Origin of the sequence: Vibrio sp. 1151_11 (assembly GCF_029478525.1) — a bacterium.
Taxonomy (GTDB): Bacteria; Pseudomonadota; Gammaproteobacteria; order Enterobacterales; family Vibrionaceae; genus Vibrio; species Vibrio anguillarum.
On sequence record NZ_SHMN01000006.1, the window covers coordinates 67,191 to 91,482 of the forward strand.

A 24,292-nucleotide genomic window follows, 5' to 3' on the forward strand; every position below is an offset into this window, starting at 1 on the left:
TTGAGCCAACCAATCAAACTTCTTGTCGGGCTAGCGAATCCTGGCCCTGAATACGCCAAAACGAGGCACAATGCCGGCGCTTGGGTAGTAGAAGAATTAGCCCGAGTTCATAACGTCACCTTGAAAAACGAAGCCAAATTCTTCGGTTTCACCGGACGTATCGTGGTTAATGGTGAAGATCTGCGTTTATTGATCCCAACAACTTTTATGAATTTATCCGGTAAAGCCGTGGCGGCCATCGCCAAGTTTTACCAGATAAAACCAGAAGAGATCATGGTGGCACATGATGAACTAGACTTACCTCCCGGGGTAGCTAAGTTCAAAATGGGCGGTGGTCATGGCGGGCATAATGGCCTTAAAGACACCATCAGCAAACTCGGCAATAACAAAGAATTCTACCGCCTGCGGATTGGTATCGGCCATCCGGGGCACAAAGATAAAGTAGCAGGCTATGTTTTAGGTAAAGCACCCGCCAAAGAGCAAGAGTGCCTAGATGCCGCGGTTGACGAATCGGTTCGTTGCTTCGACATTTTACTAAAAGATGGTCTAACTAAAGCACAAAATCGCTTACATACGTTCAAAGCTGAATAAGGTTACAGTCATGGGTTTTAAATGTGGCATCGTGGGTTTACCAAATGTGGGTAAATCGACATTATTTAATGCACTAACTAAAGCGGGCATCGAAGCAGCAAACTTCCCGTTTTGCACTATCGAACCAAACACGGGTGTGGTTCCTGTTCCAGACCTTCGTCTCGATGCGTTAGCAGAAATTGTAAACCCTCAACGTATCCTTCCGACGACAATGGAATTTGTCGATATCGCAGGCCTAGTGGCTGGCGCGTCAAAAGGTGAAGGTTTAGGCAACAAATTCCTTGCAAATATCCGTGAAACAGATGCGATTGGTCACGTTGTTCGCTGCTTCGAGAACGAAAATATCGTTCACGTAGCAGGCAAAGTATCGCCAATTGAAGATATTGAAGTAATCAATCTAGAGCTTGCCCTTGCCGACCTTGATAGCTGTGAACGCGCCATTCAACGTCAAGCAAAACGTGCCAAAGGTGGCGATAAAGACGCTAAATTTGAAATCACCGTATTAGAGAAGCTACTCCCTGTATTAACGGAAGGTGGTATGGCTCGCACGGTTGAACTCTCAAAAGAAGAGCTAGCCGCCGTAGATTATCTCAACTTCTTAACGTTGAAACCAACCATGTATATCGCCAACGTGAGCGAAGATGGCTTTGAAAATAACCCGTACCTTGATGCTGTCAGAGAGTTTGCAGAAAAAGAGAACAATTCTGTGGTTGCTGTTTGCGCAGCCATTGAAGCTGAACTATCTGAACTTGAAGAAGAAGATCGCGCCGAGTTTTTAGCCGATTTAGGCATTGAAGAACCCGGTCTAAACCGCGTGATTCGTACCGGTTACGAACTACTAACACTACAAACCTACTTCACCGCAGGCGTAAAAGAAGTGCGTGCATGGACGATTCCGGTCGGTGCGACGGCTCCGCAAGCGGCGGGTAAAATCCATACCGACTTTGAACGTGGTTTCATTCGCGCTGAAGTTGTGGGTTATGATGATTTCATTCAATATCGCGGCGAAAATGGAGCCAAAGAAGCGGGAAAATGGCGCTTGGAAGGTAAAGAATACATCGTAAAAGATGGCGATGTTATCCACTTCCGCTTCAACGTGTAAATAACTCGTTAATCAGCCATTAATACACCATTAAAGCCGACAGATTCTGTTGGCTTTTTTGTTTTTTTCTCAAAATCAACCTTAGCGACAAGCAAGGAAAAATCAATAAGCTTAATGATTTATTAACCGTTTTTGATCACAAACACGTCTCTTTGTTCAAAAAAAGTTCGAACGGTTGGTTTCAAAGAATTTATTCAAAAAAACTATTGACGCTCTAGAGCCATATCCGCATAATGCGCTCCGTTCTCGACATTAAGGCAAACTTAAAGAGAGAATAAAAATGGCTACGTAGCTCAGTTGGTTAGAGCACATCACTCATAATGATGGGGTCACAGGTTCGAATCCCGTCGTAGCCACCATTTCCTAAGTGTTTTTATTATAAAAATATTTAGGAAAGTTGCGGAAATGGCGAAATTGGTAGACGCACCAGATTTAGGTTCTGGCGCCGCAAGGTGTGAGAGTTCAAGTCTCTCTTTCCGCACCATTATTTAGATGAGCAATCATCTTGTAGGGCTATCGCCAAGCGGTAAGGCAGCGGCTTTTGATGCCGCCATCCCCTGGTTCGAATCCAGGTAGCCCTGCCAATATTGAGATGACTAGCGAATAAACTGGTCATAACAACGATTCAATGAATACCAATATTCACTGAATCTACAGGTTAAGTTGCGGAAGTGGCGAAATTGGTAGACGCACCAGATTTAGGTTCTGGCGCCGCAAGGTGTGAGAGTTCAAGTCTCTCCTTCCGCACCATTATTTAGATGAGCAATCATCTTGTAGGGCTATCGCCAAGCGGTAAGGCAGCGGCTTTTGATGCCGCCATCCCCTGGTTCGAATCCAGGTAGCCCTGCCATTATTCAAATGGGTCAGTGTTTAAAAAACCATTGGCGCATGAGTGTGGATTGTATTATATTGTCTCGCTCAAAAAGATGGCTACGTAGCTCAGCTGGTTAGAGCACATCACTCATAATGATGGGGTCACAGGTTCAAATCCCGTCGTAGCCACCATAATTTAGTTGTTAGCGAAAGTTGGCAACACATAGATATCGAGCTGCGGAAGTGGCGAAATTGGTAGACGCACCAGATTTAGGTTCTGGCGCCGTAAGGTGTGAGAGTTCAAGTCTCTCCTTCCGCACCATCTCGATAACTAAAAATTTGCGGAAATGGCGAAATTGGTAGACGCACCAGATTTAGGTTCTGGCGCCGCAAGGTGTGAGAGTTCAAGTCTCTCTTTCCGCACCATATTTAGATGAGCAATCATCCTGTAGGGCTATCGCCAAGCGGTAAGGCAGCGGCTTTTGATGCCGCCATTCCCTGGTTCGAATCCAGGTAGCCCTGCCATATTTCATATGGCTAGCGATAAGCTACCCATAACAACGATAAATTGAGTAACCAATCCTCAGTTTATCTACAGCATAAGTTGCGGAAGTGGCGAAATTGGTAGACGCACCAGATTTAGGTTCTGGCGCCGTAAGGTGTGAGAGTTCAAGTCTCTCCTTCCGCACCATTATTTAGATGGGCAATCATCTTGTAGGGCTATCGCCAAGCGGTAAGGCAGCGGCTTTTGATGCCGCCATTCCCTGGTTCGAATCCAGGTAGCCCTGCCATATTTCATATGGCTAGCGATAAGCTACCCATAACAACGATAAATTGAGTAACCAATCCTCATTTTATCTACAGCATAAGTTGCGGAAGTGGCGAAATTGGTAGACGCACCAGATTTAGGTTCTGGCGCCGTAAGGTGTGAGAGTTCAAGTCTCTCCTTCCGCACCATTATTTAGATGAGCAATCATCTTGTAGGGCTATCGCCAAGCGGTAAGGCAGCGGCTTTTGATGCCGCCATCCCCTGGTTCGAATCCAGGTAGCCCTGCCATTATTTGTAGGGTTAGCGATAAGCTGACCGTAAAAAGATAAGCTGAATCAATAACATTCGGTTTATTTAAAGAATACGCTGCGGAAATGGCGAAATTGGTAGACGCACCAGATTTAGGTTCTGGCGCCGCAAGGTGTGAGAGTTCAAGTCTCTCTTTCCGCACCATGATTTAAGATGGCTACGTAGCTCAGTTGGTTAGAGCACATCACTCATAATGATGGGGTCACAGGTTCGAATCCCGTCGTAGCCACCATTTACAACGATAGTTTGAATAACCAATGTTCAATCTATCTACAGTACAAGTTGCGGAAGTGGCGAAATTGGTAGACGCACCAGATTTAGGTTCTGGCGCCGCAAGGTGTGAGAGTTCAAGTCTCTCCTTCCGCACCATCAATTCAAACCCAGCTTAGGCTGGGTTTTGTTTTATTAGCCTCATAACAATATATCCTTTCCTCCCGTTTTAACCGTTGATTCATTTTTCCGATCCATTCTTTGATCACGTGAAAAGTGAGGCATAAAAAAATCCAGCCGAAGCTGGATTTTTAATTTAAAAGTTAACGACTTAACCAAGCAAACCAAGAGCAGCATTAGGCGCTTGTTTAGCTTGTGCCAACACTGAGCTTGATGCTTGAGAAAGGATCTGCGATTTAGTCAAGGCAGTGGTTTCTTTCGCAAAATCAGTGTCTTTGATTCGGCTCTTAGAAGCATTTACGTTTTCGTTGATGTTATCTAAGTTGTTAATCGCATGGTTGAAACGGTTTTGGAATGCACCCAGTTGAGCACGATGGCTGTCTACAAATTGCAGTGCCGCATCAACAATGGCAACTGATTCTTGCGAACCACCCACAGAGGTGACATCAATGGTATCGACTGTCACATCTTTTGCCGCTTGGAAACTCAGTTCACCCGCTAAGCTGCCACCAAAGGTTGCTACGCCATCAATACGGTTGCTATCAGTAAAGATTTGCAATTTGCCTTCATCGTCAACAGAAGCTTTTAACATGTCGGTTTGGCCATTGATGTAAGTGGCCAACTCTTCGATGTCATCGCCCTCTTTTGCACTTAGGTTGATGGTTTGCTCGCCAGTACGTTTGTCAGTCAACGTAATGGTAAGGTCATTAGCACCCGCTTTAACGGTCCAATCTTTATCTTGTCCATTTGCCGCTTGGTAACTCTTACCGCCCATCATTGCGTTGTCGCTGCGCATATTATTTAGGCTTAGCATGACCGCTTCACCGTTATCCGCACCGATTTGGAATGATTTCGTCTCAAAAGTACCATTGAGCAACTTATTACCACCAAACGATGTAGTTTCAGCAATACGGTTGAGTTCGTCATTCAGCGCGGTGATCTCTTCTTGAATCGCTACGCGGTCGGCTTTCGAGTTCGAACCATTTGACGATTGTAGAGATAAGTCACGCATACGTTGCAAAATGTTGGTAGTTTCGTTCATTGCACCTTCAGCTGTCTGCGCAATTGAAATGCCATCATTTGCGTTGCGCACGGCAACATCTAAGCCTCTGCTTTGAACGTTCAAACGGTTAGAGATTTGCAAACCTGCTGCGTCATCTTTTGCGTTATTAATTTTGAAGCCTGATGATAAACGTTCCATTGATAACTGTTGCGCATTGCTAGCACTGTTTAGGTAGCGTTGTGCTGTCATAGCTGAAACGTTAGTGTTTACATTAACCGCCATAGTGGTTCTCCTATTGATTTTCCGACTTAGCGTCATAGACAAACGGTTTCCGACGTCTCGGAAAACCAAGTAGTTCTCTCAAAGTACTATTATTAGCGACTGCGGTTAGGAATCCTTTAACGGGAAAACGACGATTTCGTAAAAAATAACCAATATCGATTAAAAGTGGGATAAACGCTGCAAAACTGGCTGAAATACAAAAATAGCATTAAAGATTTGACGTGATTGGTCGGCTTCACGGGCGATTGAGGAGCATTGATAAGAGCAAGAAGTTATAGATAAAGAAAAGCCCCTTTTCCTTTGAGAGAACCGGGGCTAGTTGGTAGCCAGAGCCAATGTGGAGATCAGAGAAATGAACACATTACCGACTGACCGGGGCGCATGATTATCTATGACTATAAAGCAGGGTACATCTTGAGAGAGCTTTATATTCGGCCATAATCATACTTTGCCAAGGATTCCTTCACCTAACCCACGTCTGAGCTGTTGGATGAAGGGTCCTAACATTACTGCAATAGTGACATTGCAGAATTTGGCAACTGTTTTGCTTGAGCGAGAATCGAGGTACCCGCTTGTTGCAGAATCTGTGCTTTCGTCATTTGCGTGGTTTCTTTCGCAAAATCTGTATCTTTAATTCGACTGTTGGATGCTTCAACATTCTCTTGGATATTAGCCAAGTTGTTGATGCTATGGCTTAAACGGTTTTGCTTCGCACCGAGCTCTGCCCGTTGTGAATCCACATATCTCAACGCAGCATCCAGAACGCCCACTGCATTTTGAGAACCACCAACTGAGGTGATATCAATATCTTGAACCGTCGTCTTAACGCCCGGTCCACCGTTTAGGCCAAGTTCGGTTGCCAAACCACCAGAGATGGCAAGGTCACCTTGTAAATTCGGTTCTGCGGCAAAAATTTGCAGTTTACCGTCTTGATCCACCGATGCTTTAAGCTTGTCGGTTTGACCATTAATGTAAGTCGCTAGCTCTTCAATATCATCGCCATCTTTAGCTAACACATCGAGAGTAACAAGCTCACCTGCCTGGGTGGTGAATTCAAATTTCAAATCACGCGCGCCCGCTGGCACTCCCCAATCCTTGTCCTTTCCTTGCTCTGCAAGAAACGATTGGCCGCCCATACGGAAGTCATCAGCACGTATACTGGTAAGCCCCATAATGATCGCCTCACCTGAGCTCGCACCAATCTGGAATGATGCTTCACCAAACGAACCGTTGAGCAGTTTACGTCCACCGAATGAGGTCGTTTCTGCAATACGGTTTAACTCATCTTGCAATGCGGTCGACTCTTCATCCAAAGCTTGTCGCTCTGACGCCGAGTTGGTGCCGTTTGCTGATTGAAGAGCAAGATCACGCATACGTTGCAAGATACTGGTCGACTCATTCATTGCCCCTTCCGCGGTCTGAGCAATCGAAATACCGTCGTTGGCATTACGCATTGCCACATCTAGGCCACGAGACTGAGCGGTTAAGCGGTTTGAAATTTGTAAGCCTGCCGCATCATCTTTAGCGCTGTTGATTTTATTACCTGATGATAAACGTTCCATCGAGGTATTTAATTCACCCGTCGCTTTATTAAGGTAACGCTGAGCAGTCATTGCTGAGACGTTAGTATTTACTGTAATGGTCATAGTTTGCTCTCCTAGTGAGTTCGCAAGCTTTTTGCGAAGCGGCCAGCTTTACTCTCATTTGGAAGCACTGACCGTGAACTTGCTAAATCCGCTATTTGCCGATTTAAAAACTTGTTGTATCAACTCTGATATAGACAATTCAATTAGTATGCCAACTTTTAAAACATCTGATATTAAAATTAATATTCTTTGTTTTTTAATCACTTAGAAGAAATTCAATCATTCTATCTTTGTGAGTGAGCATCCAGTTTTTTCTCGTTAGCAACAGAGTTGCCACTTTCGTTTGCCGCTCTATTGCCTCTTTATCTCTCGATAATAGATGAGCAATTTCCAGGCCAATTTTTCAACACATTCCACTCTTCGCGCATATGGCTTAGCACATAAGGCATTGAAGATTAGATATAGTTGAAAAGGGTCAAATCTTTCGTTTTACCAAAAGCCAGTTGTGAAGCCTGCAACGCACGTGAATTCTCATTAAATTCAATCACCGCTTCCGCGTAATCAAGATCTTCAAAGTTACTTTTTGATTTCGCTAAACTGATTTTGAAATCTTCATGCTGTTCTTGTTGAATATCTAAAGTGCTCAAGCGTGCACCGACATCAGTACGCACTTTATTGAGATGAATAAAGGCGGCATGAAACTCTTCCGTAATTTGGTGCAGTTTCGCTGTCGTCGACGCATCCGATACGGAGCCTTGCGAGAGCTCAATCGCGTCTTTATAGCTATCAAATAAGGTAAAAGTTGAACGCGGCTCTAGGCTTAACACATCACCTTTCGAAATTTGCCCTTTTACGTGCACCGTCAGATCTTGATATCGAATGCCTTTTTGTGGATCAAACTCATCGGCCTGTACCACGCTGCCATCTTTCTCTAATTGATAACCATATTTGCCGTTAGCCATATCAACAAATGTCACGGTATAGCGCGATGTATCATTCGAGTCTAAATTGGTTGCACGCTCGAGCAGTAACTCTGAACCTTCGTTTAATTGATAGTTTGGTTCGTAGTTACCAAACGGGTTATCAATCTCCATAAACACTTTATTACCCGGATTATTGAACGGGATCTCTAAGCTGTTGGAGATACGCATTTTGCGCTGATAATCATCGCCGGAATAAGTCACGTTACTGGCATTATCTCTAAAGAAAGGCTGATTCTTCGGCTTGGTGCCGGCAAACATGTAGTTACCGGACTCATCTTGCGTATTTGCTAGTTCAATTAAGTTGTTGAACATCTCTTGCAGCTCACGCGCTTTCGCTTCTCTATCTTCTGGAGAGAATGAACCGTTAATCATTTCCATAACAGTACGCTTTGCCTCATCGGTCGAGCTTTCCGCATTGGCAATGATTACTTCTTGATGCTCTAAGCGGTTTCGAACCAGCACGATTGCATCAAGATATTGGCGTAATTGCTCTTCTTGCTGCCCTACTTTTTGGATGTAATGAGTGGCTAATGGGCTATCGCTGGCCGAAAGCAACTTCTTACCCGACGCTAGCTGCGCTTGGTTATGATGGATCTTTGATTCTTGACGGCGCATATCGTTTTGCACCGATTGATAGTTATGGAAGCTCGATATTCTGGTTAACATTTATCGCCTCCTATCTCAGCTGCAAAATCGTGTTGAAAGTATCATTAGCCACCTGCATGATGCGTGAGGAAGCCATATAAGCTTGTTGGAACTTCATCATGTTCGCGGCTTCCTCATCAAGGTTGACTCCGGAAATGGACGCAATGCGCTCCTGCGCTGACTCTTTTTCAAGCCTGGCCACATCACTTAAGCGTGACGCGGTGGCCAGCTGCAAACCAAAATCAGTATTGAGATCGTGATAAACCCCGAGCACGGTCGTTTCACCGTCGTTGAGTTTTTTCTCCGTTTGAATTTGCTGCATCTTACGTAAATTGCCGTTATCACCTTCTGAGGGGACAAGGTTTGCCGTAAATTTATCATTAGGTAGCGCACCTGCTGTCAACTCGAACGTTGTACCAAGCACAGTAATCGAATTCGATGGTGGGTAGGCCTGTGGTTCTAGCAGCACGTTGCCTTTGGTATCCGTGACCGCAAATTGATCGCCCGTTGGTGAGATCACCACTTCAAATTCACGCAACCCACCTGCCGATAAAATATTAAATTTTGCCTGCCCTTGGGCAAAAGTGGTGGAGGCTTCATAACTTTGTGCGGCAATGGCTGTCGGATCGTTGGTCGCCATTTTCATAATAGCGGCACCATTACGCGTTGGACGCAGCAATATGCGCTCCCCGGCTTGAGGGGCGTTGCGAATCTCAACTCGCATTCCATCTAAAAATAAACTGCTGCCAACGACCGGAACGTTAACCCGCTCGCCCGTTGGCTTTAATACGGTATAATTGCTGCCGTTGTACTGTAGGGAGTATTCACCACTTTTCAACGCTGAAGTATCTTCGATATAGACCGCCATATCGGCTTTTGAATTGCCAGCGATGATCGCTCGCGAGCGGGCATTGACTTCAGAGTTCACATCCGTAAACAACGCTCTTCCCACATTGCCACGTAAGTCCAAGCCTTGTGATTGCAACTTGTTAACTTCATAAGAGAAAGATGTTGCCATGCGGCCAAGTTCATCCATTAGGTAAGGAATGTGCTTATCTCGCATCGTAAACAGAGCACTTAACTTACCGCCAATATCCTCAGTGGTAATGGTCTTGATCCCTTTGCCTTCAATCATGGCCAAGCGGCGCTGACTCACATCAGGATAACCATCAACCATCTTCATTTGGCTGGCTTCTGTACCTGAGACGAGCGTGTGCCCGCTCCCGATATGGATGTTAAACCCTTCAGCATTTTTACGTGGCGTCACGGTGACCTTGGTGTATTCAGACAACTCAGCCACCAATTTTTCATGCTGGTCCATTAAGTCATTGTGAGGACCAGGAGTACGCATCATTAAGCGTTGTAAATCTCGCAGCTCAAGCGCCAATTGGTTAATACGCTCAACGGCAACATCTAGCCCTTTGTTGGTCGCATCAGATTGGCGGCGAATGTTCTCGTGAAAATCATTCATGTTTTGAGTGATCAGATCCGCTTTCTCAAGTACAACTTTACGCGCACCTACATCATTCGGGCTGTCGGCGAGGGTTTTAATCGCATCAAACCATTCGTTTAAGTTTTCAGGGATTTTTTTCGAGGCCACTGACGACAATAACTTTGAGAGCATGTCTAAATTTTCTTCGTCGTCACGCTTAAAGGAAAAACTGGTGGTAGATAGGTTTAATTCATTAACGGCAAATTGATCCCATGAGCGGCGAACTTTTTCCACATGTACGCCCATACCGTAGGTTTCACCACCGTATTGGCGAGGCGTATTGGTCCCTTGGATCACAGACTGACGGCTGTAACCTTCTGTATTAACATTAGAAATGTTATGACCTGTGGTGCTGAGTTGTCTCTGAGCGGTAAGTACACTTTGGGTACCTAGATTCAGAAGATCCGACGCCATACTGCCCCCGAAAACCTAATCAAATCAGTGGTTACTGAATATCTAAGTTAGTAATTGCAATATGTATGCCAAAGGAGTTTCAAAGAAGAGATTAGACAAAATAAAGGAAAGATAAAAGCCAGCAAGGCTGGCTTTAGAGGGGTTATTCCATTGCTTCAATTTGAGATTTTACTCTCAGCACTTTTTCAGCATAGTACGGGTCCGTCGCGTAACCAGCAGCGTGCAGGCCACGAATGAAAGACTCATCGCTGCCATTATGGTTCAGCGCCACGGTGTAGCGCGGATTGTCATTGAGAAAACGAACATAGTCATTAAAACTGTCTTGATAATTTCCATAAGAACGGAACGCCGCTTTTTCCATCACGGGTGTATTATCATGATATTCAAGAGTTTGCGTCGCCACTTTCTCACCTAACCAACTTTTATCCGCTTTGATGTTGAATAAGTTATTACTGCTACCACGAGCATTTTGAACAACTTTTTGTCCCCATCCGGTTTCTAATGCCGCTTGAGCAAGTAGCAGTGAAGAGTCAACACCTAATGCCCGCGCTGCTTTTTCAGCATAAGGTTTCATTGAAGCCACAAACGCTTGCGGCGAATCAAATCGACTCGATTCGACCTTGCTAGGTTCGATCGTTTCTTGCGTTGAGAGGCGGCGGTTGTTACTGCGTTCTATACGGCGCATGGCTTCTTGGAAACCATCTTGCGTCGGGTCGGTTATTGATGGATCGTTTTTCGAGGTGCCGTTAGCCTGACTGAGCTGCGCCACAATCATATCGGCAAGCCCTAAAGAACCGGAGGCACTGAGCTCGCTCGACATTTGTTCATCAAGCATTTGTCGATAGAAATCTTCGTTTTGGCTGTTGAACATCTCAGATTTAAAATCGGCATTGGCGTCGCGCATCGATTTGAACAACATTGAGGTAAAAATCGCTTCAAACTGTTTGGCTGCGGCCTTGAGCGCCGCTGACTCGCCTTCTTTATCACCGGTTTTTGCTTGCTGACGTAGCTTATCTAAGCTAGCAATATCATGAATAAAGCCAATATCATTGGGATTATTAATCATCTTCCTCTCCTAGATAATGATCAGTTGGCCTTCAATCGCGCCTGCTTGTTTCAATGCTTGCAGAATCGCCATCAAATCTGAAGGGGCTGCGCCCACTTCGTTGACCGCGCGCACTAAATCATCCAAGGTCAAACCCGGTTCAAATTTAAACATTTTACCTTGTGCTTCAGACACTTCTATTTGGCTATTAGGCACCACAGCTGTCTGACCACCCGCTAACGCATTGGGCTGACTGACATTCAAATTCTCTTTAATGGCAACAGTCATACCACCGTGCGTCACCGCAGCAGGTTTTAAGCGCACATGCTGGCCGACAACAATGGTACCAGTTCGAGAATTGACGATAATTTTGGCTGAGCCATCCGCTGGATCAAACTCAACATTTTCGATTGCAGAAAGAAACGCGACGCGCTGCCCAACATCTCGTGGTGCACGGATACGTACTGACGTTGCATCAACCGCGGTCGCCATCTCTGGGCCTAGGAAGTTATTCACTGCATCTGCCATACGTTGCGCCGTGGTGAAGTCAGATTCAAGCAAATTGAAGGTAATAAAATCGCCACGGCTAAAAGGTGTTGGTACTTCACGTTCCACCATAGCACCGCCTGAAATCAGACCAACCGTTGGGTTATTGCCGACAATTTTAGAACCATCAGCACCGGTGGCACTAAAACCACTGACCACTAAATTACCTTGGGCCACGGCGTAAATTTGACCATCCAACCCCTTAAGGAAGGTTTGCATTAGAGTGCCGCCACGTAAACTTTTAGCAGAGCCGATCGAAGAAACGGTGACATCGACATTTTGACCTTGCTTGGAAAACGCCGGCAATTCGGCCGTGACAATCACGGCGGCAACGTTCTTTGTTTTCGGTTTAGTGCCCGGCGGCAATTGAATGCCGAAATTTTGCAACATGGCGTTAAAACTTTGGTCGGTGAACGGTGTCGATTCGCCCGTTCCCGGTAGCCCAGTAACTAGACCATAACCCACTAATTGGTTACTCCGCACGCCCGCAACTTGAGAGACATCTTTGATACGGGCCGCTTGTGCATGGGTTGCGATGAGCAACAGACTTAAAACAAGCAGGGTGAATTTTTTCATGGTCTAGTACCTTAATTTCTACGTTTCTTTACGCCAGAACTCCGGCGTTACAGAGAGACATTAAAGAATCGTGCCAAGAATCCAGGTTCTTGCATATCTTGATTGGTGCCTGTGCCTGAATATTGGATGCGTGCATTAGAAATACGAGTAGAAGCAATGGTGTTGTCAAAGTCGATATCATCGGGACGAATGGTACCGCTTAAGCGAATGTATTCATCGCCAGTGTTCAGTGTGAGCCATTTTTCACCACGGATGACTAAGTTGCCGTTGGCCAGTACTTCAATCACTTCAACCGTGATCGAACCAGAAATACTGTTACTTTGGTTGGCTGCAGAACTGCCATTGAACTTATTGTCATTTTTCAATGCATAAGAGAAATTGTAATCACCCACAGTGAGATCTTTACCGCCGACAGCGAGTGGATCCATAGACGCATCATTGGATTTGGATAGATCCGCATCAGCACTCTTGGCCGCTTTAGTACTTTCATCAAGATTGACGGTAATAATATCGCCAATGCCACGCGGTTTTGAATCATCATAAAGACTGTTCATTTGTGCCAAATTAAACAGTGAACCAGTTTCCGCGGCATAATGTTCCGGTTTCTGTTTTGGATGAATGGGAGCCCAAGCAGGATCACCGGCTACGGGATCGGAACGCTTACGCATTGAGTCCAGTAAACCAGAACCTTCTTCTGCAGACTTATCCCCTTCAACCGCGTCCACCACGGTTGTACCTTGAACCACTTCAGGAGTATCGACGGGTGGCGGCATTAACGAGCAACCAGACAAAGCAGTAACCAATACAAGACTCAATAGACGTTTCATCGCAGCATTCTCTTAGTTAATGATTAGAGTTGTTGGTTCACAAAACTCATCATCTTATCGACTGCTGAGATGACTTTTGAGTTCATTTCGTAAACGCGTTGCGCTTCAATCATGTTGACCAACTCTTCTGTGACGTTCACGTTAGAGGTTTCAAGCATGGATTGACGAACATCACCGAGGCCGTCAAGCCCTGGCACCCCTTCTTGTGGATCACCACTAGCACCGGTCGGTAGATACAAGTTTTGACCAATCGGCTCTAGACCGCCTGGGTTGATAAAATCAACCGTGGTAATTTGTCCAACCACTTGGTTATTTTGCTGGCCACGAAGCCTAACTGACACTTCACCATCATTACCGACAGTAATAGAGATTGCATCAGGTGGAATAACAATTTCAGGCTCTAAATTATATCCAGCACCGGACGTCACAATTGCCCCTTCATCATTGAGGGTAAATTGACCATTTCGGCTATAAGCGATATTGCCATCTGGCATCAGGATTTGGAAAAAGCCGTCACCTTCAATCATCATATCGAGGCTATTGGTCGTGGTTTGTACGTTGCCGTGGGTATGCACTTTTTGTGTTGCCACGACTTTAGAACCCGCACCAAGCATCAAACCGCTTGGCAGTTTGGTATTTTGCGAAGATTGACCGCCCGGTTGATTAATATTTTGATAAAACAGATCTTCAAATACCGCGCGACCCTTTTTAAAACCAATAGTCGAGGCGTTCGCTAGGTTGTTTGAGATAGTGGCAATATTGGTTTGTTGGGCATCAAGCCCGGTTTTACTTACCCATAATGCAGGTTGCATAGTAATCTCCTTTAACGCTTATCAGCTCATACGAAGTAATGAGTCGGACGATTTGTCCATCTCTTCTGCGGTGCTCATCATTTTGACTTGCATTTCAAATTGACGTTGTAGCTCAATCAAGCTAGTCATCTCACCCACCGCATTGACATTACTGCCTTCCAGCGCACCTTTTAATAGCTTTACGCTAGCATCTGCTTCGAATGCTGCATTAGGATCTTTAGCACGAAATAAACCATTCGTATCTTTGTATAGGGATTGATTATTGGGGCGAACCAGTTTAATTCGGCCTACCACTTCCATCGCATCGGCTGGAGCGCCTTGCGGACGAACGGAAATAGTACCGTCATTACCGATTTCTACTTTACTCAATGGAATAGGTAGAGTGATTGGCGCGCCCGTTCCATCTAGCACTAGATGGCCGCTACCATTTATGAGCATGCCATTTTGGTCAATACTAAGGTTGCCACTGCGGGTTAACCCCTCTTTGCCGGTTTTATCCATCATGGAAATCCAACCATCACCTTGAATGGTGATATCGAGATCGCGCCCTGTGGTAATGACACTGCCTTGCGCAAAATTATGTCCCGGACGTTCTGTCATGCTAAACACGCGGCTCGGTAACCCTTCGCCATAAGCTTGCATTGAGCGAGCTTGCGCCAAATCAGCACGGAACCCCGTGGTACTGACGTTTGCTAAATTGTTCGCTCTTAATTGCATGGCTTGCATGTTTTGCTTTGCGCCACTCATGGCGAGAAACAGTGCGCGATCCATAATCTGCTCCAATAATCATCGTTCGATCATTAAAAGCAATTGACGTGCCAACTTATATTTAAACTAAAAATCAATAGGTTAAATGTGATTGCACAAAAAATAGGGAGGATATAACGAAGATTGCCGCGAACAGATGGCAACAATACCAAGCTAACATTGCCGCTAACTTGGTATTGCCATTGATGACGTTAAAGGAATTAACGGATCTGCAGTATGTTTTGTTGTAGCTGATTGTGAACTTCAAGCGCACGCGAGTTCGCTTGGAAGTTACGCTGAGCAGAGATAAGATCCACCAGCTCTTGAGTCATATCAATGTTGGATTGTTCAATAACACCATTGCTGATGGTACCAAATGAGCCTTTGTTTGATTCACCCCAAATTTTATCACCGGAGAATTGAGTCGAATCCCACTGCGTACCGCCTTTTTTATCTAAGCCTTGTTCATTGGCTACGCGGACAAGCCCCACACGTCCTAGAATGGTATTTTGACCATTTGAGTAAGTGGCTAGCACACTGCCATTTTCATCGAAATCGATCTTAGTCAAAAAGCCCGTGGTTGCGCCATCTTGTACAAATTTAGTCAACTCAAATGGAGCGGCAAATTGCGTAGCCGAATCGAGACTGAACGACAATGTTTGGTTAGCATCCGCACCGTTGAGTTCAACTGGGTTTGCCCCCAAACCTAAAGACTCGGTTACAATTTGCTGACCATTATTCATGCTGGCTAGCGTACCATCATTATTAAACTTCATGGTATGCCCAATATGACCCGTCGGCGTAGTGGCATCACCACCAACTACATTGATCGGTTTCTCACCAGTTTTATCCGTCACGGTGTAATAGGTTTGCCATGTGTTAGCTTGCGTCTGATCTTTGAGGTAATAGGATGTCAACTTATAAGGCTGCCCCATCGAATCGTAGACTGTCGATGAGGTGGTACGGTTGTACGTCTCAGGATCAGTAATATCAAACAAGGTTGGGTCTTTTAACTTACCATTAGCTGGCAAGTTCGCGCCAAGTTCAACATTGGCTGTCTGTTTAGGTTTACCAAACTGAGCAGGAATATTGATAGGTTTTGGCTCATACGAAAGAACATCACCAGTATCAGGGTTAACATCATAGCCAAGTAAAAACTCGTCATTTGACGTTACCATGTAATCATTTTTATCGAGGTGGAAAGCACCATTTCTGGTCAACTCATTTTGTTGAGGCGTCAGCTTATCTTTCGCAACAGCAAAGAACCCCGTTCCCGCAACGCGCAAGTCCATCGGGTTATTAGTATAAATACTGGAACCTTCGTGGAATTGTTGTGCCACTTTGTTCGCCTGAACACCTTGACCAGGAGTCGTTTTGGAGTTGGTAAACAATGAGGTTGAGTAAACATCACCAAACTCAGCACGCGACTCTTTAAAACCAAAGGTATTCGCGTTAGCAATGTTGTTACTGGTGGTGTTCAGATCTAACTGAGCTGCGGATAAACCGCTTAATGATATATACGACATTCCAAAATCTCCTATCTAGCTAGCATATCTACTCTATAAAGAGTTACGCTTTGCCAACTTCTAGTACTTCAGCAAGTTTAACTGGCGATGTAAATCCAGCCAGATTGAGCAGTACGTTACCATCACCTTTACCCAGCAGAACGCTATTGACGTTTGCGTAAGTCGATACCGCAAACTCCTTGCTTTCTCCATCGAGCAAACCCGAAGCTTTCACTTGGTATTTGCCGCCCGGCAATGGATTACCGTTTTGATCGTTACCGTCCCATTCAACGCGATTATCACCGGCTGATTTAGCCCCGACATCAAAGGTACGAACCAATTGTCCAGCTTCATTCTCTATTCGGACAAACAAGTTCTCTAAACTTTGAGGAAGTTTGACCATCGCAGCCATCCCAGCACCCTCTTTTTTGATCCCTGCCGCTCCCGGTACTAACACATCACGGCCAACCAGTGATGAAGCCTGTAGAGCTTGGTTGGATGTCATCGACGAGTTGAGACTCTCAAACTGAGTGTTCATTTTGCCGATACCATCAACTGTGGCAAATGACGCCATTTGGGCGATCATCTGGTCATTACTGACCGGTTTAAAAGGATCTTGCTGAGCCAGTTGTTTGGTGAGTAACGATAGGAAGTCTTCTTGTTTAAGATCTTGCTTCCCCGTTGTCTCTTCTGTTTTCTTTTGGTCTTGAAGACTTTTCAGCTGGTCAATATAAGACAAGCCGCTTTGACCAATGTTATTTATTCCGGCCATACGCTACCTCCTTATCCTATTGACCCATCTGCAGCGTGCGCAGCAGCATTTGTTTACTTGCATCAGCCACCTGCACGTTCGTTTGATAAGAACGAGAAGCCGAAATCATGTTAGCCATCTCTTCCATCACATTGACATTAGGCTTGTAAATATAGCCTTCATCGTTGGCAAGTGGGTGATCTGGGTTATATTCTGCGTTAAGCGGTTTATCGCTTTCAACAATACCTAATACTTTTACAGGTACATTATGATCACGGTTATAACGCGCTTTACTTAACTCTGCACCAAACACCGCGTGACGCGCTTTGTAAGTATCTTTCGCCGAACTACTCACACTATCCGCATTGGCTAAGTTACTTGAGGTCGTATTTAGACGAACAGATTCAGCACTCATTGCAGAACCAGTCACATTGAACACATTAAATAAGCTCATCTACTTATTCCCCTTTGATTGCTTTCGTTAAGTTCTTGAATTTACTTCCTAAGAAGTCCAGTGAGGCTTGGTGTCTGATCTGGTTTTGCATAAACAAGTTACGCTCTAAATCTACGTCCACCGTGTTGCCATCACCCGTATCAGGTTGAGTCGGAATTCGATAGAGACTCTCGCCAGTTACTTTCGTGGAGGCAGATATATGCCGACCATCCGTACGGCTAAGACCAATGCTTGCCCCTGAACTTGCCGCCTGCAATGCTTTTTGAAAGTCCATTCCTTTTGCTTTAAAGCCCGGTGTGTTCGCCTGTGCAATATTGGTGGAAATCACCTCAGCATTGCGCTCACGTACACCAACCGTGTGTTGGTGAATACCTAATGCGTTATCAAAAGAAATAGCCATGTTTGCCTCTACACTAAAAACTGACTGTTACTACTCATATTAAAAGCAATTAACGTACCAACTTAAAAAACGAACCGTGTTTACAACAATTTTATCTAAATAAGAATCCGTCGAAATGTAAGCAAAATATACGCCGCTTTATCCACTTGTCGCCCACAACTTCAGTAAATCTCACCAATCAAAACGAAATTAAGGGAAAGAAAAAGCCCAGCAAAAGCTGGGCAAGTAACTAAAAGTAAGCAAGTAACTCAACGTAAGAATGTGGCTATTTGAGTTTATAAATGATGCCAGGGTTACAACGAACCATTTCAAACTTATCGGTCAATCCTGTCAGTGACTCCGATGCGCCGAGCAATAAGTAGCCACCGGGGTTTAAGCTACTAGCCATTTGATTTAATACTTTCGACTTCATATCAGGTGAGAAATAAATCAAAACGTTACGACAGAAAATAATATCGAATTTACCCAATAAGGCATAGCTCTCCATTAAGTTCTGAGGACGGAAGTTAACTAAACGCTTAACGTTATCTTTGATTTTCATTCGGCCATCATCAGCATCCTCAAAAAAGATTTTACGACGCTCCGGTGATAACCCTCTGCCAAGTGCTAAATTGTCATAAATCCCCGCTTTACACATATCCAGCATGCTGGCAGAAATATCCGTCGCGGTGATGGCTACGCTCGGCAACATACCCGGCTTGCGCTGTTGAGTTTCCAGCACCGTCATCGCCATTGAGTAAGGCTCTTGACCTGAAGAGCTTGCCGCTGACCAAATTTTTATAGGGCGTTTATTTGCAGCGACCTCGGGTAATAGACGTTCCGCTAAAACGGTGAATGGGTAAGCATCACGGAACCACAGTGTTTCGTTGGTGGTCATGGCATCGACCGCTGCAACTCGTAGCTCACGGTTTCGCCCCGTAACCACATCACGTAACAAGTCAGAAAGAGAGGTTAACTTGAATTTAGCAACCAGTGGACTTAAGCGACTTCTCACTAAGTACTGTTTGCTATCTCCAAGTACAATCCCGCACTGAGATTCCAAAAAACGGCTGAAATCGCGATATTCTTGATCGCTTATAGTTATAGCAGTCATTAATTTCTCTTTAGTTAACTAGTGCAGCTTTCACCGCATTCCCAAGCTCATCAGGGTTGAATTTAGCAATGAATGAGTTTGCACCCACTCGCTCAACCATGGCTTGGTTAAAAACGCCGCTCAGTGAAGAGTGAAGAATAACGTATAGATCTTTCAAATCTGAATTTCTACGTATCTCTGCTGTTAATGTATAGCCGTCCATTTCAGGCATTTCAATATCAGAGATCACTAAAGATATTTGATTGTAAATTGGCCCTTCTGCTGCCATCTCGATCAATTTTTCATACGCCTCTTTACCATCTTTAACAGCAACGACTTCAAAACCTATCGATTCTACTGCTCTTTGAACCTGTTTACGCGCAACGGTTGAGTCATCGGCAATTAAAATTCGACGGATGATCTCTTTTTCTGTTTCTACTTGGGCGATCGATTCACCAATCGATGAATCCATTGTCTCATTAACCGGAGAAATCTCTGCCAAAATTTTCTCTACATCGAGAATTTCTACCAATTCGTTATCAATATTGGTGACTGCGGTTAAGTAGTTATCTTTGCCTGAGCCATCAGGTGGAGGAAGAATGGCTTCCCAGTGCATGTTTACAATTCGATCCACCGAGCTGACCAAGAAAGCTTGGATAGATCGGTTGAATTCAGCAATGACCACAAAACACTTATCAAGGTCCGCGGTGGGACGTCCGCCCACGGCCAAACTCAAATCAATGACAGAAACGGTTTGACCACGAATATGAGCAACACCTTTGACTAGGCGATGTAAATTGGGCATCAAAGTTAACTTCGGGCACTGGAGTACCTCTTTAACTTTAAATACGTTGATACCATAACGTTGCCGTCCCATTAGACGAAACGTTAAGAGTTCTAATCGGTTTTGACCAACGAGTTGCGTACGCTGATTCACAGAATCAAGAATACCCGTCATAAGCTCATCTCCATCTCAAACTTTTATGCAAAAAAGTGGTAGTCTACTACAGGCTATGAAGAAACCAGAGAAACAGAATGATGCATACAAAAATATGTTTACATCTACTTTCCATAACTAAGTGTAGAGCTTTCTATAGAAATTTTTATCTCTCTATCGGCTTTTTATTGTTTTTCTTTAATTTTTCTCTTCATTCTGCCACTTTGCCGCAAGTTGAAGCCATTCAACAAGCTGCGGAACAACATGTTTTAGAAACTATTGAGTGGCCTCCCAGCGGGGAGTTAAACGTAAAAGCGGCAAATGTTGATGACCGAATTTATGCCACCGACTGCCCCACACCGTTATCGACCTCTTCCTCATCCAGTAATGGTTCTGCAAGTAATATCACAGTTCTGGTTGAATGCATTGAAGATAACTGGAAAATTTATGTTCCTGTAAGACTGACCATTTCACTGCCACTTGTCACCGTTGCCGTACCCATTTCTCGTGGGCAGCAAATTACGCAGCAAGATGTCTTGATTACAATGGTAGACTTACACCGCTTCAGACGACAAGGTTTTTCCGATATAAATCGTATCGTCGGAGCTAAAGTGAAAAAAAACATGCGTATTGGCGATGTCGTTGAGCAAGATGATATATGCGTCGTATGTCGTAATGAAAACGTTATTATTCAAGCAGTCAAGCAGGGAATGATCATCACAACCAAAGGAACCGCTTTAAGTGATGGTATTTTTGGTGAGCAGATAAAAGTGAAAAATGATAAATCAAACCGTATAATAGATGCACAAGTAGCCGGTATTGGCGAAGTCACGGTTCAATTTTAACGCTTTCATTACACTTCTAAATGTGTTTACGTTGTTAAGAAAGTGAAACAGAAAAAAAAGCTAAAGTAATCACAAGCACCGTCGATATTGACTGTACAGGTTTCCATTATTATTAATAAGGCTCACATATGGCAGGTATTGATAACATACGTTCGGGGCAAACATTAACGACGACAAATCGTAGTAATGCTCGTACTGAATCGAATGCATCTCCATCGACATCCGGCTCGGTCACTCGTTCACCCCAAAATCAAGATGCGGTATCACTTAGTACCCAAGGTAAGGCCATTGGTGAAATGCACAACCAAATGGTATCTCAGCCAAGTTTTGATAGTGCCAAAGTCGCTGCAATTAAAGATGCGATAGCCAATGGCTCATATAGAGTCGACCCAGAAAAGTTGGCTGATAATATGATTAAATTTGAAAAAGAGTTGGGTGGTTTTAACTAGCCCTACTTTTGACTAATTAAGGCAACATACAATGGCTGTATTAAAAGACTTAGTCGATTTCCAATTGAAAAATGCACTAGAACTCTCTTCGCTACTTGAACAAGAAAAGTTAGCAATTACGAGCCGTTCATCAAGTGAAATCGAAGCTATTGCCAAACAAAAGATGACCTTAGTTGGACAACTTCAACAAACTGACCTCCGAATTGCGAAACATCCTCATGTCGTGAGCCTGGCTGAAGATGTACTCCTGTCGCAAATCGTTGATCAAATTCGTTCTATTGTTCACGATTGCCAGCAAGCAAACCTTGTTAATGGTGAGGCGCTACAACGTGCACAACTCAGTTTTAATAAACTCAATAATTTGATGCAGCAAAGCCACGGAAAAATTGGCATGACGTATAACGCTGGTGGGCAAACCCACACTGTGTCCACTTTAGGGACCAATATTAAAGCGTAACCAAAATGCAGCTGAGTGACTAAATTTTTTAAGCTGAAACGAATTAAACAGAAAAGCGGCAAACTTTGCCGCTTTTTCGATCTGGAGAGAAGGAAGATTTAGAAGAGTGTTTGTTGACGTTTTTCTGGTACTTGCTGAACTTCGCCGTAGTCACGCAGTTTATCCATCTTACGGATATCGAGACGTAACTCAGTAACATAACTGTCACCCACCTTATAACTGCGGACCACTTCTGCTCCGCGGATAACACCATCAACCGCTCCCGACGTCAGCTCTGTGCCCAATCGCTGATCTTGTAGTTCAGCACGACCACTCACTCGCATTCCATAGACTTGCTCTGCCAGTTCGCGATAAGCATCGATTTTAGAGGCACGCATTGCACGGACTTGCTTTTCATCCACACTACGCCCAGTTTGCTCACTGATATTGGCATAACCTACCGCCGTCAACCATTCATCAGCACGCATGGTTTGCAATGGCTGGCAACCCACCATCATGATAGTCACTAGAAGTAATAGCCATTTTTTCATTGGTTTCTCCTATGGACGCAAGATAACAGTATACGGCTGCTTAATCGTAGGGTCAGAGCGAATTAACACACCATCTTGTGTACGGATACTGTTGAGCGTATCAAGATCACGACCAATACGATCGGCAGGCAAGAAGCCTTGTGCGGTAGCAACCACAACACGAGACTGCATTCCCACAACACGAGCATTGACTAATACACCGCCTTCTTGACGAAGCATTGTCCCTGTCAGTATGTATTGGATTTCTTGCTCTTGAGCGAGGTCTTTCCAGTCACGACTGAAAGCAAAATCACCTTGCTGCGTTACCTGAATCGAGCCTGTGGTTTTGAAATCAACCACTTTAAATCCTCGACGCTGAAACTGATGGATAAATCCTTCAGAAACCGAGTTACCCAACCAGTTAGTCGCGTCCATACTTTGCAGGTCCACAAACGATGTTACAGCAATAGGAGTGCGAGCAGAAACACTAGTATTGGACACCATCAAATCTTCTGTCATGCTTTCAACAAAGAAGTCCAACGTGTGACGTGGGCTCTCCATTAGCATAAACTGTGAACCATTGTATGGCTCTTTACCGTTATAAATCGGGGCGTAGGCACAAGCAGTTAACAAAACTGCTGGCACTATTGAAAGCCATTTTTTCATTCTCTTATCTCCAGATATACTGAGGCAATCTTGATTCCAAACTTCAGATTAAAAAACTTGGAACACTCTTTGCTTTTCAAAACTTGTTACACTTTCAAAACGCACTGCCTACATCAGCTAAGATTTTAAAAGCAAAATTTATACCCAACTGGTAAATAACAATGAAAAAAATTATTTCTGTTTTATTTTCAATATGTTGCACCATTACCTTTTCTCAGGCCGTTAATGCTGCTTGGTATGAAGTGACCGGATCGTCAGCCATTGTTTCCTCAGAGGAAGTCGCTCGCCTCAATGCATTGGAAGATGCCATCTATAAGGCGGTAAACTTTGCCGGGGCAGACATCGGTAGTATCAGTAACTTGCGACCACTGCTGGAATCAGACCGTAAAGAGTACCAGTTTACTAACCATGAAGTACGCTATGTGTTAGTTGAAGAGAATAAAACACGTCGGGGAGTGATGTATGTTAAAGCTCGAATTGATATTTATCCTTCGGCAACAGGTTGCCACGTTAGCCAATATAAGAAAACGTTTTTAGTGGGTAACATTGATCTTGCATCGCCACAACAGGCGGTTATGGGGCAAATTTACAGTGTGGGAGATGATTTTGCACAGGTACTCAACCGCCAACTCGATCAAGAATCTCGCAGTTTTGTGTCGGTTGGCACCACAGATTATGCAATTGAAAAACAGCACCCAGAACGCTTAACCATGATTGCAGAGGACACGGGGGCACAGTACATTTTGGGGGGAACCATCACCGATTTAACTGCCACGATAGAGCAAAAATTACTCGCCGATGATGTGATTAACCGTCAATTTGCTATGCAAATCCAAGTGTTTGATGGCAAAACAGGCCAAGAAGTCATGACTAGACATTATAGAGAAGTCGCTAAATGGCCCTTCGCCAAAACCAGTCAGATAGATACGCGCAGTGCTCGTTTTTGGGCTTCAACCTTTGGCAGCATGATGCTGCGCGTCAGCCGAAATATCATGCTCGATCTTGAATCGGAGCTTTCATGTAAAATAACTCTCCCCGAGGTTGTGGCTAAATATGGTAATACCATCACGATAGATTTAGGACGTGTGCATGGCGTTAAAACCGGTGACCAATTGCAGTTGTGGCATACAGGTTCATTCATTGATCAGAAAGGGCTACCACGAAATAAAGTGACTCAAAGTGATATTACCCTTACGGTTACTCGCGTCTATGAAAACGAAGCAGAGCTGAGTGTTGATCAAGAAAATCTCGCCTCTAGCATACAAATTGGCGATGTTATGCACAAACAGCTTTAATTTTCGTTTTAACTAGTTAA

23 protein-coding genes and 16 tRNA genes are annotated in these 24,292 nt (G+C 44.4%); 22 read left to right on the forward strand and 17 right to left on the reverse strand.

The window, feature by feature from the left end:
* The 18 genes from pth (at position 1) to EXZ60_RS06630 (ending at position 3,953) form a co-directional block, all read left to right on the forward strand.
* A complete protein-coding gene (pth, locus tag EXZ60_RS06545; protein WP_013856262.1) occupies positions 1-591 on the forward strand; it encodes an aminoacyl-tRNA hydrolase in 591 nt (196 codons plus the stop codon).
* A 10-nt stretch (positions 592-601) separates the two neighbouring features.
* Complete coding sequence (ychF, locus tag EXZ60_RS06550; protein WP_013857965.1) at positions 602-1,693, forward strand: redox-regulated ATPase YchF; 1,092 nt, start codon at positions 602-604, stop codon at positions 1,691-1,693.
* Positions 1,694-1,975: 282 nt separating this feature from the next.
* Positions 1,976-2,052, forward strand: a tRNA-Met gene (locus tag EXZ60_RS06555).
* 40 nt (positions 2,053-2,092) lie between these two features.
* Positions 2,093-2,177 (forward strand) — tRNA-Leu (locus tag EXZ60_RS06560).
* 25 nt (positions 2,178-2,202) lie between these two features.
* Positions 2,203-2,277, forward strand: a tRNA-Gln gene (locus EXZ60_RS06565).
* 81 nt (positions 2,278-2,358) lie between these two features.
* Positions 2,359-2,443, forward strand: a tRNA-Leu gene (locus tag EXZ60_RS06570).
* Positions 2,444-2,468: 25 nt separating this feature from the next.
* Positions 2,469-2,543 (forward strand) — tRNA-Gln (locus EXZ60_RS06575).
* 78 nt (positions 2,544-2,621) lie between these two features.
* Positions 2,622-2,698 (forward strand) — tRNA-Met (locus EXZ60_RS06580).
* Positions 2,699-2,743: 45 nt separating this feature from the next.
* Positions 2,744-2,828 (forward strand) — tRNA-Leu (locus tag EXZ60_RS06585).
* Positions 2,829-2,847: 19 nt separating this feature from the next.
* A tRNA-Leu gene (locus EXZ60_RS06590) sits at positions 2,848-2,932 on the forward strand.
* Positions 2,933-2,956: 24 nt separating this feature from the next.
* Positions 2,957-3,031 (forward strand) — tRNA-Gln (locus EXZ60_RS06595).
* 81 nt (positions 3,032-3,112) lie between these two features.
* Positions 3,113-3,197, forward strand: a tRNA-Leu gene (locus tag EXZ60_RS06600).
* A 25-nt stretch (positions 3,198-3,222) separates the two neighbouring features.
* Positions 3,223-3,297: transfer RNA gene (locus EXZ60_RS06605), tRNA-Gln, on the forward strand.
* Positions 3,298-3,378: 81 nt separating this feature from the next.
* Positions 3,379-3,463: transfer RNA gene (locus EXZ60_RS06610), tRNA-Leu, on the forward strand.
* A 25-nt stretch (positions 3,464-3,488) separates the two neighbouring features.
* A tRNA-Gln gene (locus EXZ60_RS06615) sits at positions 3,489-3,563 on the forward strand.
* An 80-nt stretch (positions 3,564-3,643) separates the two neighbouring features.
* Positions 3,644-3,728: transfer RNA gene (locus tag EXZ60_RS06620), tRNA-Leu, on the forward strand.
* A gap of 11 nt (positions 3,729-3,739) precedes the next feature.
* A tRNA-Met gene (locus EXZ60_RS06625) sits at positions 3,740-3,816 on the forward strand.
* A 52-nt stretch (positions 3,817-3,868) separates the two neighbouring features.
* Positions 3,869-3,953 (forward strand) — tRNA-Leu (locus EXZ60_RS06630).
* A 172-nt stretch (positions 3,954-4,125) separates the two neighbouring features.
* Here EXZ60_RS06630 and EXZ60_RS06635 read toward each other — a convergent pair.
* The 15 genes from EXZ60_RS06635 to EXZ60_RS06705 all read right to left on the reverse strand — a co-directional run bounded on the left by EXZ60_RS06635 (position 4,126) and on the right by EXZ60_RS06705 (position 20,072).
* Positions 4,126-5,259 carry a flagellin gene (locus EXZ60_RS06635; RefSeq protein ID WP_094123757.1) on the reverse strand — a complete coding sequence of 378 codons (1,134 nt, stop codon included), beginning with the start codon at positions 5,257-5,259 and terminating at the stop codon, positions 4,126-4,128.
* Between the two features lie 506 nt (positions 5,260-5,765).
* Positions 5,766-6,905 carry a flagellin gene (locus EXZ60_RS06640; RefSeq protein WP_017045944.1) on the reverse strand — a complete coding sequence of 380 codons (1,140 nt, stop codon included), beginning with the start codon at positions 6,903-6,905 and terminating at the stop codon, positions 5,766-5,768.
* Positions 6,906-7,300: 395 nt separating this feature from the next.
* Positions 7,301-8,494: a flagellar hook-associated protein FlgL gene (gene flgL, locus EXZ60_RS06645; RefSeq protein ID WP_013856259.1), complete on the reverse strand. Its 1,194-nt coding sequence runs from the start codon at positions 8,492-8,494 to the stop codon at positions 7,301-7,303.
* A 10-nt stretch (positions 8,495-8,504) separates the two neighbouring features.
* Positions 8,505-10,379 (reverse strand): flagellar hook-associated protein FlgK, encoded by a 1,875-nt coding sequence (gene flgK, locus EXZ60_RS06650; RefSeq protein ID WP_017045945.1) that lies wholly within the window; start codon positions 10,377-10,379, stop codon positions 8,505-8,507.
* A gap of 142 nt (positions 10,380-10,521) precedes the next feature.
* Positions 10,522-11,445, reverse strand: coding sequence for a flagellar assembly peptidoglycan hydrolase FlgJ (flgJ, locus tag EXZ60_RS06655; protein WP_017045946.1), 924 nt, complete (start codon positions 11,443-11,445; stop codon positions 10,522-10,524).
* 9 nt (positions 11,446-11,454) lie between these two features.
* Complete coding sequence (locus EXZ60_RS06660; RefSeq protein WP_094145416.1) at positions 11,455-12,546, reverse strand: flagellar basal body P-ring protein FlgI; 1,092 nt, start codon at positions 12,544-12,546, stop codon at positions 11,455-11,457.
* Positions 12,547-12,593: 47 nt separating this feature from the next.
* The gene (flgH, locus tag EXZ60_RS06665) at positions 12,594-13,373 is read right to left on the reverse strand and encodes a flagellar basal body L-ring protein FlgH (protein ID WP_017045947.1); all 780 of its coding nucleotides are present in this window, start codon (positions 13,371-13,373) and stop codon (positions 12,594-12,596) included.
* A 23-nt stretch (positions 13,374-13,396) separates the two neighbouring features.
* Positions 13,397-14,185: a flagellar basal-body rod protein FlgG gene (gene flgG / locus EXZ60_RS06670; RefSeq protein WP_010319379.1), complete on the reverse strand. Its 789-nt coding sequence runs from the start codon at positions 14,183-14,185 to the stop codon at positions 13,397-13,399.
* A gap of 21 nt (positions 14,186-14,206) precedes the next feature.
* Positions 14,207-14,956 (reverse strand): flagellar basal-body rod protein FlgF, encoded by a 750-nt coding sequence (gene flgF, locus EXZ60_RS06675; protein WP_026027903.1) that lies wholly within the window; start codon positions 14,954-14,956, stop codon positions 14,207-14,209.
* Positions 14,957-15,153: 197 nt separating this feature from the next.
* Positions 15,154-16,458, reverse strand: coding sequence for a flagellar hook protein FlgE (flgE, locus tag EXZ60_RS06680; RefSeq protein WP_277435473.1), 1,305 nt, complete (start codon positions 16,456-16,458; stop codon positions 15,154-15,156).
* A 43-nt stretch (positions 16,459-16,501) separates the two neighbouring features.
* Positions 16,502-17,209, reverse strand: a complete 708-nt coding sequence (flgD, locus tag EXZ60_RS06685; protein ID WP_013856252.1) for a flagellar hook assembly protein FlgD — start codon at positions 17,207-17,209, stop codon at positions 16,502-16,504.
* Between the two features lie 16 nt (positions 17,210-17,225).
* Positions 17,226-17,642 carry a flagellar basal body rod protein FlgC gene (gene flgC / locus EXZ60_RS06690; protein WP_010319383.1) on the reverse strand — a complete coding sequence of 139 codons (417 nt, stop codon included), beginning with the start codon at positions 17,640-17,642 and terminating at the stop codon, positions 17,226-17,228.
* Between the two features lie 4 nt (positions 17,643-17,646).
* Positions 17,647-18,042 (reverse strand): flagellar basal body rod protein FlgB, encoded by a 396-nt coding sequence (gene flgB, locus EXZ60_RS06695; RefSeq protein WP_013856251.1) that lies wholly within the window; start codon positions 18,040-18,042, stop codon positions 17,647-17,649.
* 265 nt (positions 18,043-18,307) lie between these two features.
* Complete coding sequence (locus EXZ60_RS06700) at positions 18,308-19,135, reverse strand: protein-glutamate O-methyltransferase (RefSeq protein ID WP_277435474.1); 828 nt, start codon at positions 19,133-19,135, stop codon at positions 18,308-18,310.
* A 10-nt stretch (positions 19,136-19,145) separates the two neighbouring features.
* Positions 19,146-20,072: a chemotaxis protein CheV gene (locus EXZ60_RS06705; protein WP_013856249.1), complete on the reverse strand. Its 927-nt coding sequence runs from the start codon at positions 20,070-20,072 to the stop codon at positions 19,146-19,148.
* A gap of 77 nt (positions 20,073-20,149) precedes the next feature.
* Between EXZ60_RS06705 and flgA the strand changes: the two genes are divergently transcribed.
* The 3 genes from flgA (at position 20,150) to flgN (ending at position 21,802) form a co-directional block, all read left to right on the forward strand.
* Positions 20,150-20,896 (forward strand): flagellar basal body P-ring formation chaperone FlgA, encoded by a 747-nt coding sequence (flgA, locus tag EXZ60_RS06710; RefSeq protein ID WP_277435475.1) that lies wholly within the window; start codon positions 20,150-20,152, stop codon positions 20,894-20,896.
* A 128-nt stretch (positions 20,897-21,024) separates the two neighbouring features.
* Positions 21,025-21,345, forward strand: coding sequence for a flagellar biosynthesis anti-sigma factor FlgM (gene flgM, locus EXZ60_RS06715; protein ID WP_013856247.1), 321 nt, complete (start codon positions 21,025-21,027; stop codon positions 21,343-21,345).
* Positions 21,346-21,376: 31 nt separating this feature from the next.
* Positions 21,377-21,802 (forward strand): flagellar export chaperone FlgN, encoded by a 426-nt coding sequence (flgN, locus tag EXZ60_RS06720; RefSeq protein WP_013856246.1) that lies wholly within the window; start codon positions 21,377-21,379, stop codon positions 21,800-21,802.
* 98 nt (positions 21,803-21,900) lie between these two features.
* Here the strand turns inward: flgN and flgP are convergent, their stop codons facing one another.
* Complete coding sequence (gene flgP / locus EXZ60_RS06725; RefSeq protein ID WP_017043110.1) at positions 21,901-22,332, reverse strand: flagellar assembly lipoprotein FlgP; 432 nt, start codon at positions 22,330-22,332, stop codon at positions 21,901-21,903.
* Positions 22,333-22,341: 9 nt separating this feature from the next.
* The gene (locus EXZ60_RS06730) at positions 22,342-22,977 is read right to left on the reverse strand and encodes a FlgO family outer membrane protein (protein WP_013856244.1); all 636 of its coding nucleotides are present in this window, start codon (positions 22,975-22,977) and stop codon (positions 22,342-22,344) included.
* Between the two features lie 161 nt (positions 22,978-23,138).
* On the opposite strand from EXZ60_RS06730, the gene EXZ60_RS06735 reads away from it, so the two are divergent.
* Entirely contained in the window at positions 23,139-24,272 is a 1,134-nt protein-coding gene (locus EXZ60_RS06735) for a flagellar assembly protein FlgT (protein WP_013856243.1), read from the forward strand.
* The last annotated feature ends 20 nt before the right edge of the window (positions 24,273-24,292 follow it).

Bases quoted from the DNA above. Each gene is read 5' to 3' on its own strand.
- flgB (WP_013856251.1), bottom strand. From the start codon at position 18,042: ATGGCTATTTCTTTTGATAACGCATTAGGTATTCACCAACACACGGTT.
- flgK (WP_017045945.1), bottom strand. From the start codon at position 10,379: ATGGCGTCGGATCTTCTGAATCTAGGTACCCAAAGTGTACTTACCGCT.
- EXZ60_RS06700 (WP_277435474.1), bottom strand. From the start codon at position 19,135: ATGACTGCTATAACTATAAGCGATCAAGAATATCGCGATTTCAGCCGT.
- EXZ60_RS06735 (WP_013856243.1), top strand. From the start codon at position 23,139: ATGAAAAAAATTATTTCTGTTTTATTTTCAATATGTTGCACCATTACC.
- ychF (WP_013857965.1), top strand. From the start codon at position 602: ATGGGTTTTAAATGTGGCATCGTGGGTTTACCAAATGTGGGTAAATCG.
- EXZ60_RS06730 (WP_013856244.1), bottom strand. From the start codon at position 22,977: ATGAAAAAATGGCTTTCAATAGTGCCAGCAGTTTTGTTAACTGCTTGT.
- flgL (WP_013856259.1), bottom strand. From the start codon at position 8,494: ATGTTAACCAGAATATCGAGCTTCCATAACTATCAATCGGTGCAAAAC.
- flgE (WP_277435473.1), bottom strand. From the start codon at position 16,458: ATGTCGTATATATCATTAAGCGGTTTATCCGCAGCTCAGTTAGATCTG.
- flgF (WP_026027903.1), bottom strand. From the start codon at position 14,956: ATGGATCGCGCACTGTTTCTCGCCATGAGTGGCGCAAAGCAAAACATG.
- flgD (WP_013856252.1), bottom strand. From the start codon at position 17,209: ATGGCCGGAATAAATAACATTGGTCAAAGCGGCTTGTCTTATATTGAC.
- EXZ60_RS06635 (WP_094123757.1), bottom strand. From the start codon at position 5,259: ATGGCGGTTAATGTAAACACTAACGTTTCAGCTATGACAGCACAACGC.
- flgP (WP_017043110.1), bottom strand. From the start codon at position 22,332: ATGAAAAAATGGCTATTACTTCTAGTGACTATCATGATGGTGGGTTGC.
- flgM (WP_013856247.1), top strand. From the start codon at position 21,025: ATGGCAGGTATTGATAACATACGTTCGGGGCAAACATTAACGACGACA.
- flgH (WP_017045947.1), bottom strand. From the start codon at position 13,373: ATGAAACGTCTATTGAGTCTTGTATTGGTTACTGCTTTGTCTGGTTGC.
- EXZ60_RS06660 (WP_094145416.1), bottom strand. From the start codon at position 12,546: ATGAAAAAATTCACCCTGCTTGTTTTAAGTCTGTTGCTCATCGCAACC.
- flgC (WP_010319383.1), bottom strand. From the start codon at position 17,642: ATGAGCTTATTTAATGTGTTCAATGTGACTGGTTCTGCAATGAGTGCT.
- flgA (WP_277435475.1), top strand. From the start codon at position 20,150: ATGATGCATACAAAAATATGTTTACATCTACTTTCCATAACTAAGTGT.
- flgJ (WP_017045946.1), bottom strand. From the start codon at position 11,445: ATGATTAATAATCCCAATGATATTGGCTTTATTCATGATATTGCTAGC.
- EXZ60_RS06705 (WP_013856249.1), bottom strand. From the start codon at position 20,072: ATGACGGGTATTCTTGATTCTGTGAATCAGCGTACGCAACTCGTTGGT.
- flgG (WP_010319379.1), bottom strand. From the start codon at position 14,185: ATGCAACCTGCATTATGGGTAAGTAAAACCGGGCTTGATGCCCAACAA.
- flgN (WP_013856246.1), top strand. From the start codon at position 21,377: ATGGCTGTATTAAAAGACTTAGTCGATTTCCAATTGAAAAATGCACTA.
- EXZ60_RS06640 (WP_017045944.1), bottom strand. From the start codon at position 6,905: ATGACCATTACAGTAAATACTAACGTCTCAGCAATGACTGCTCAGCGT.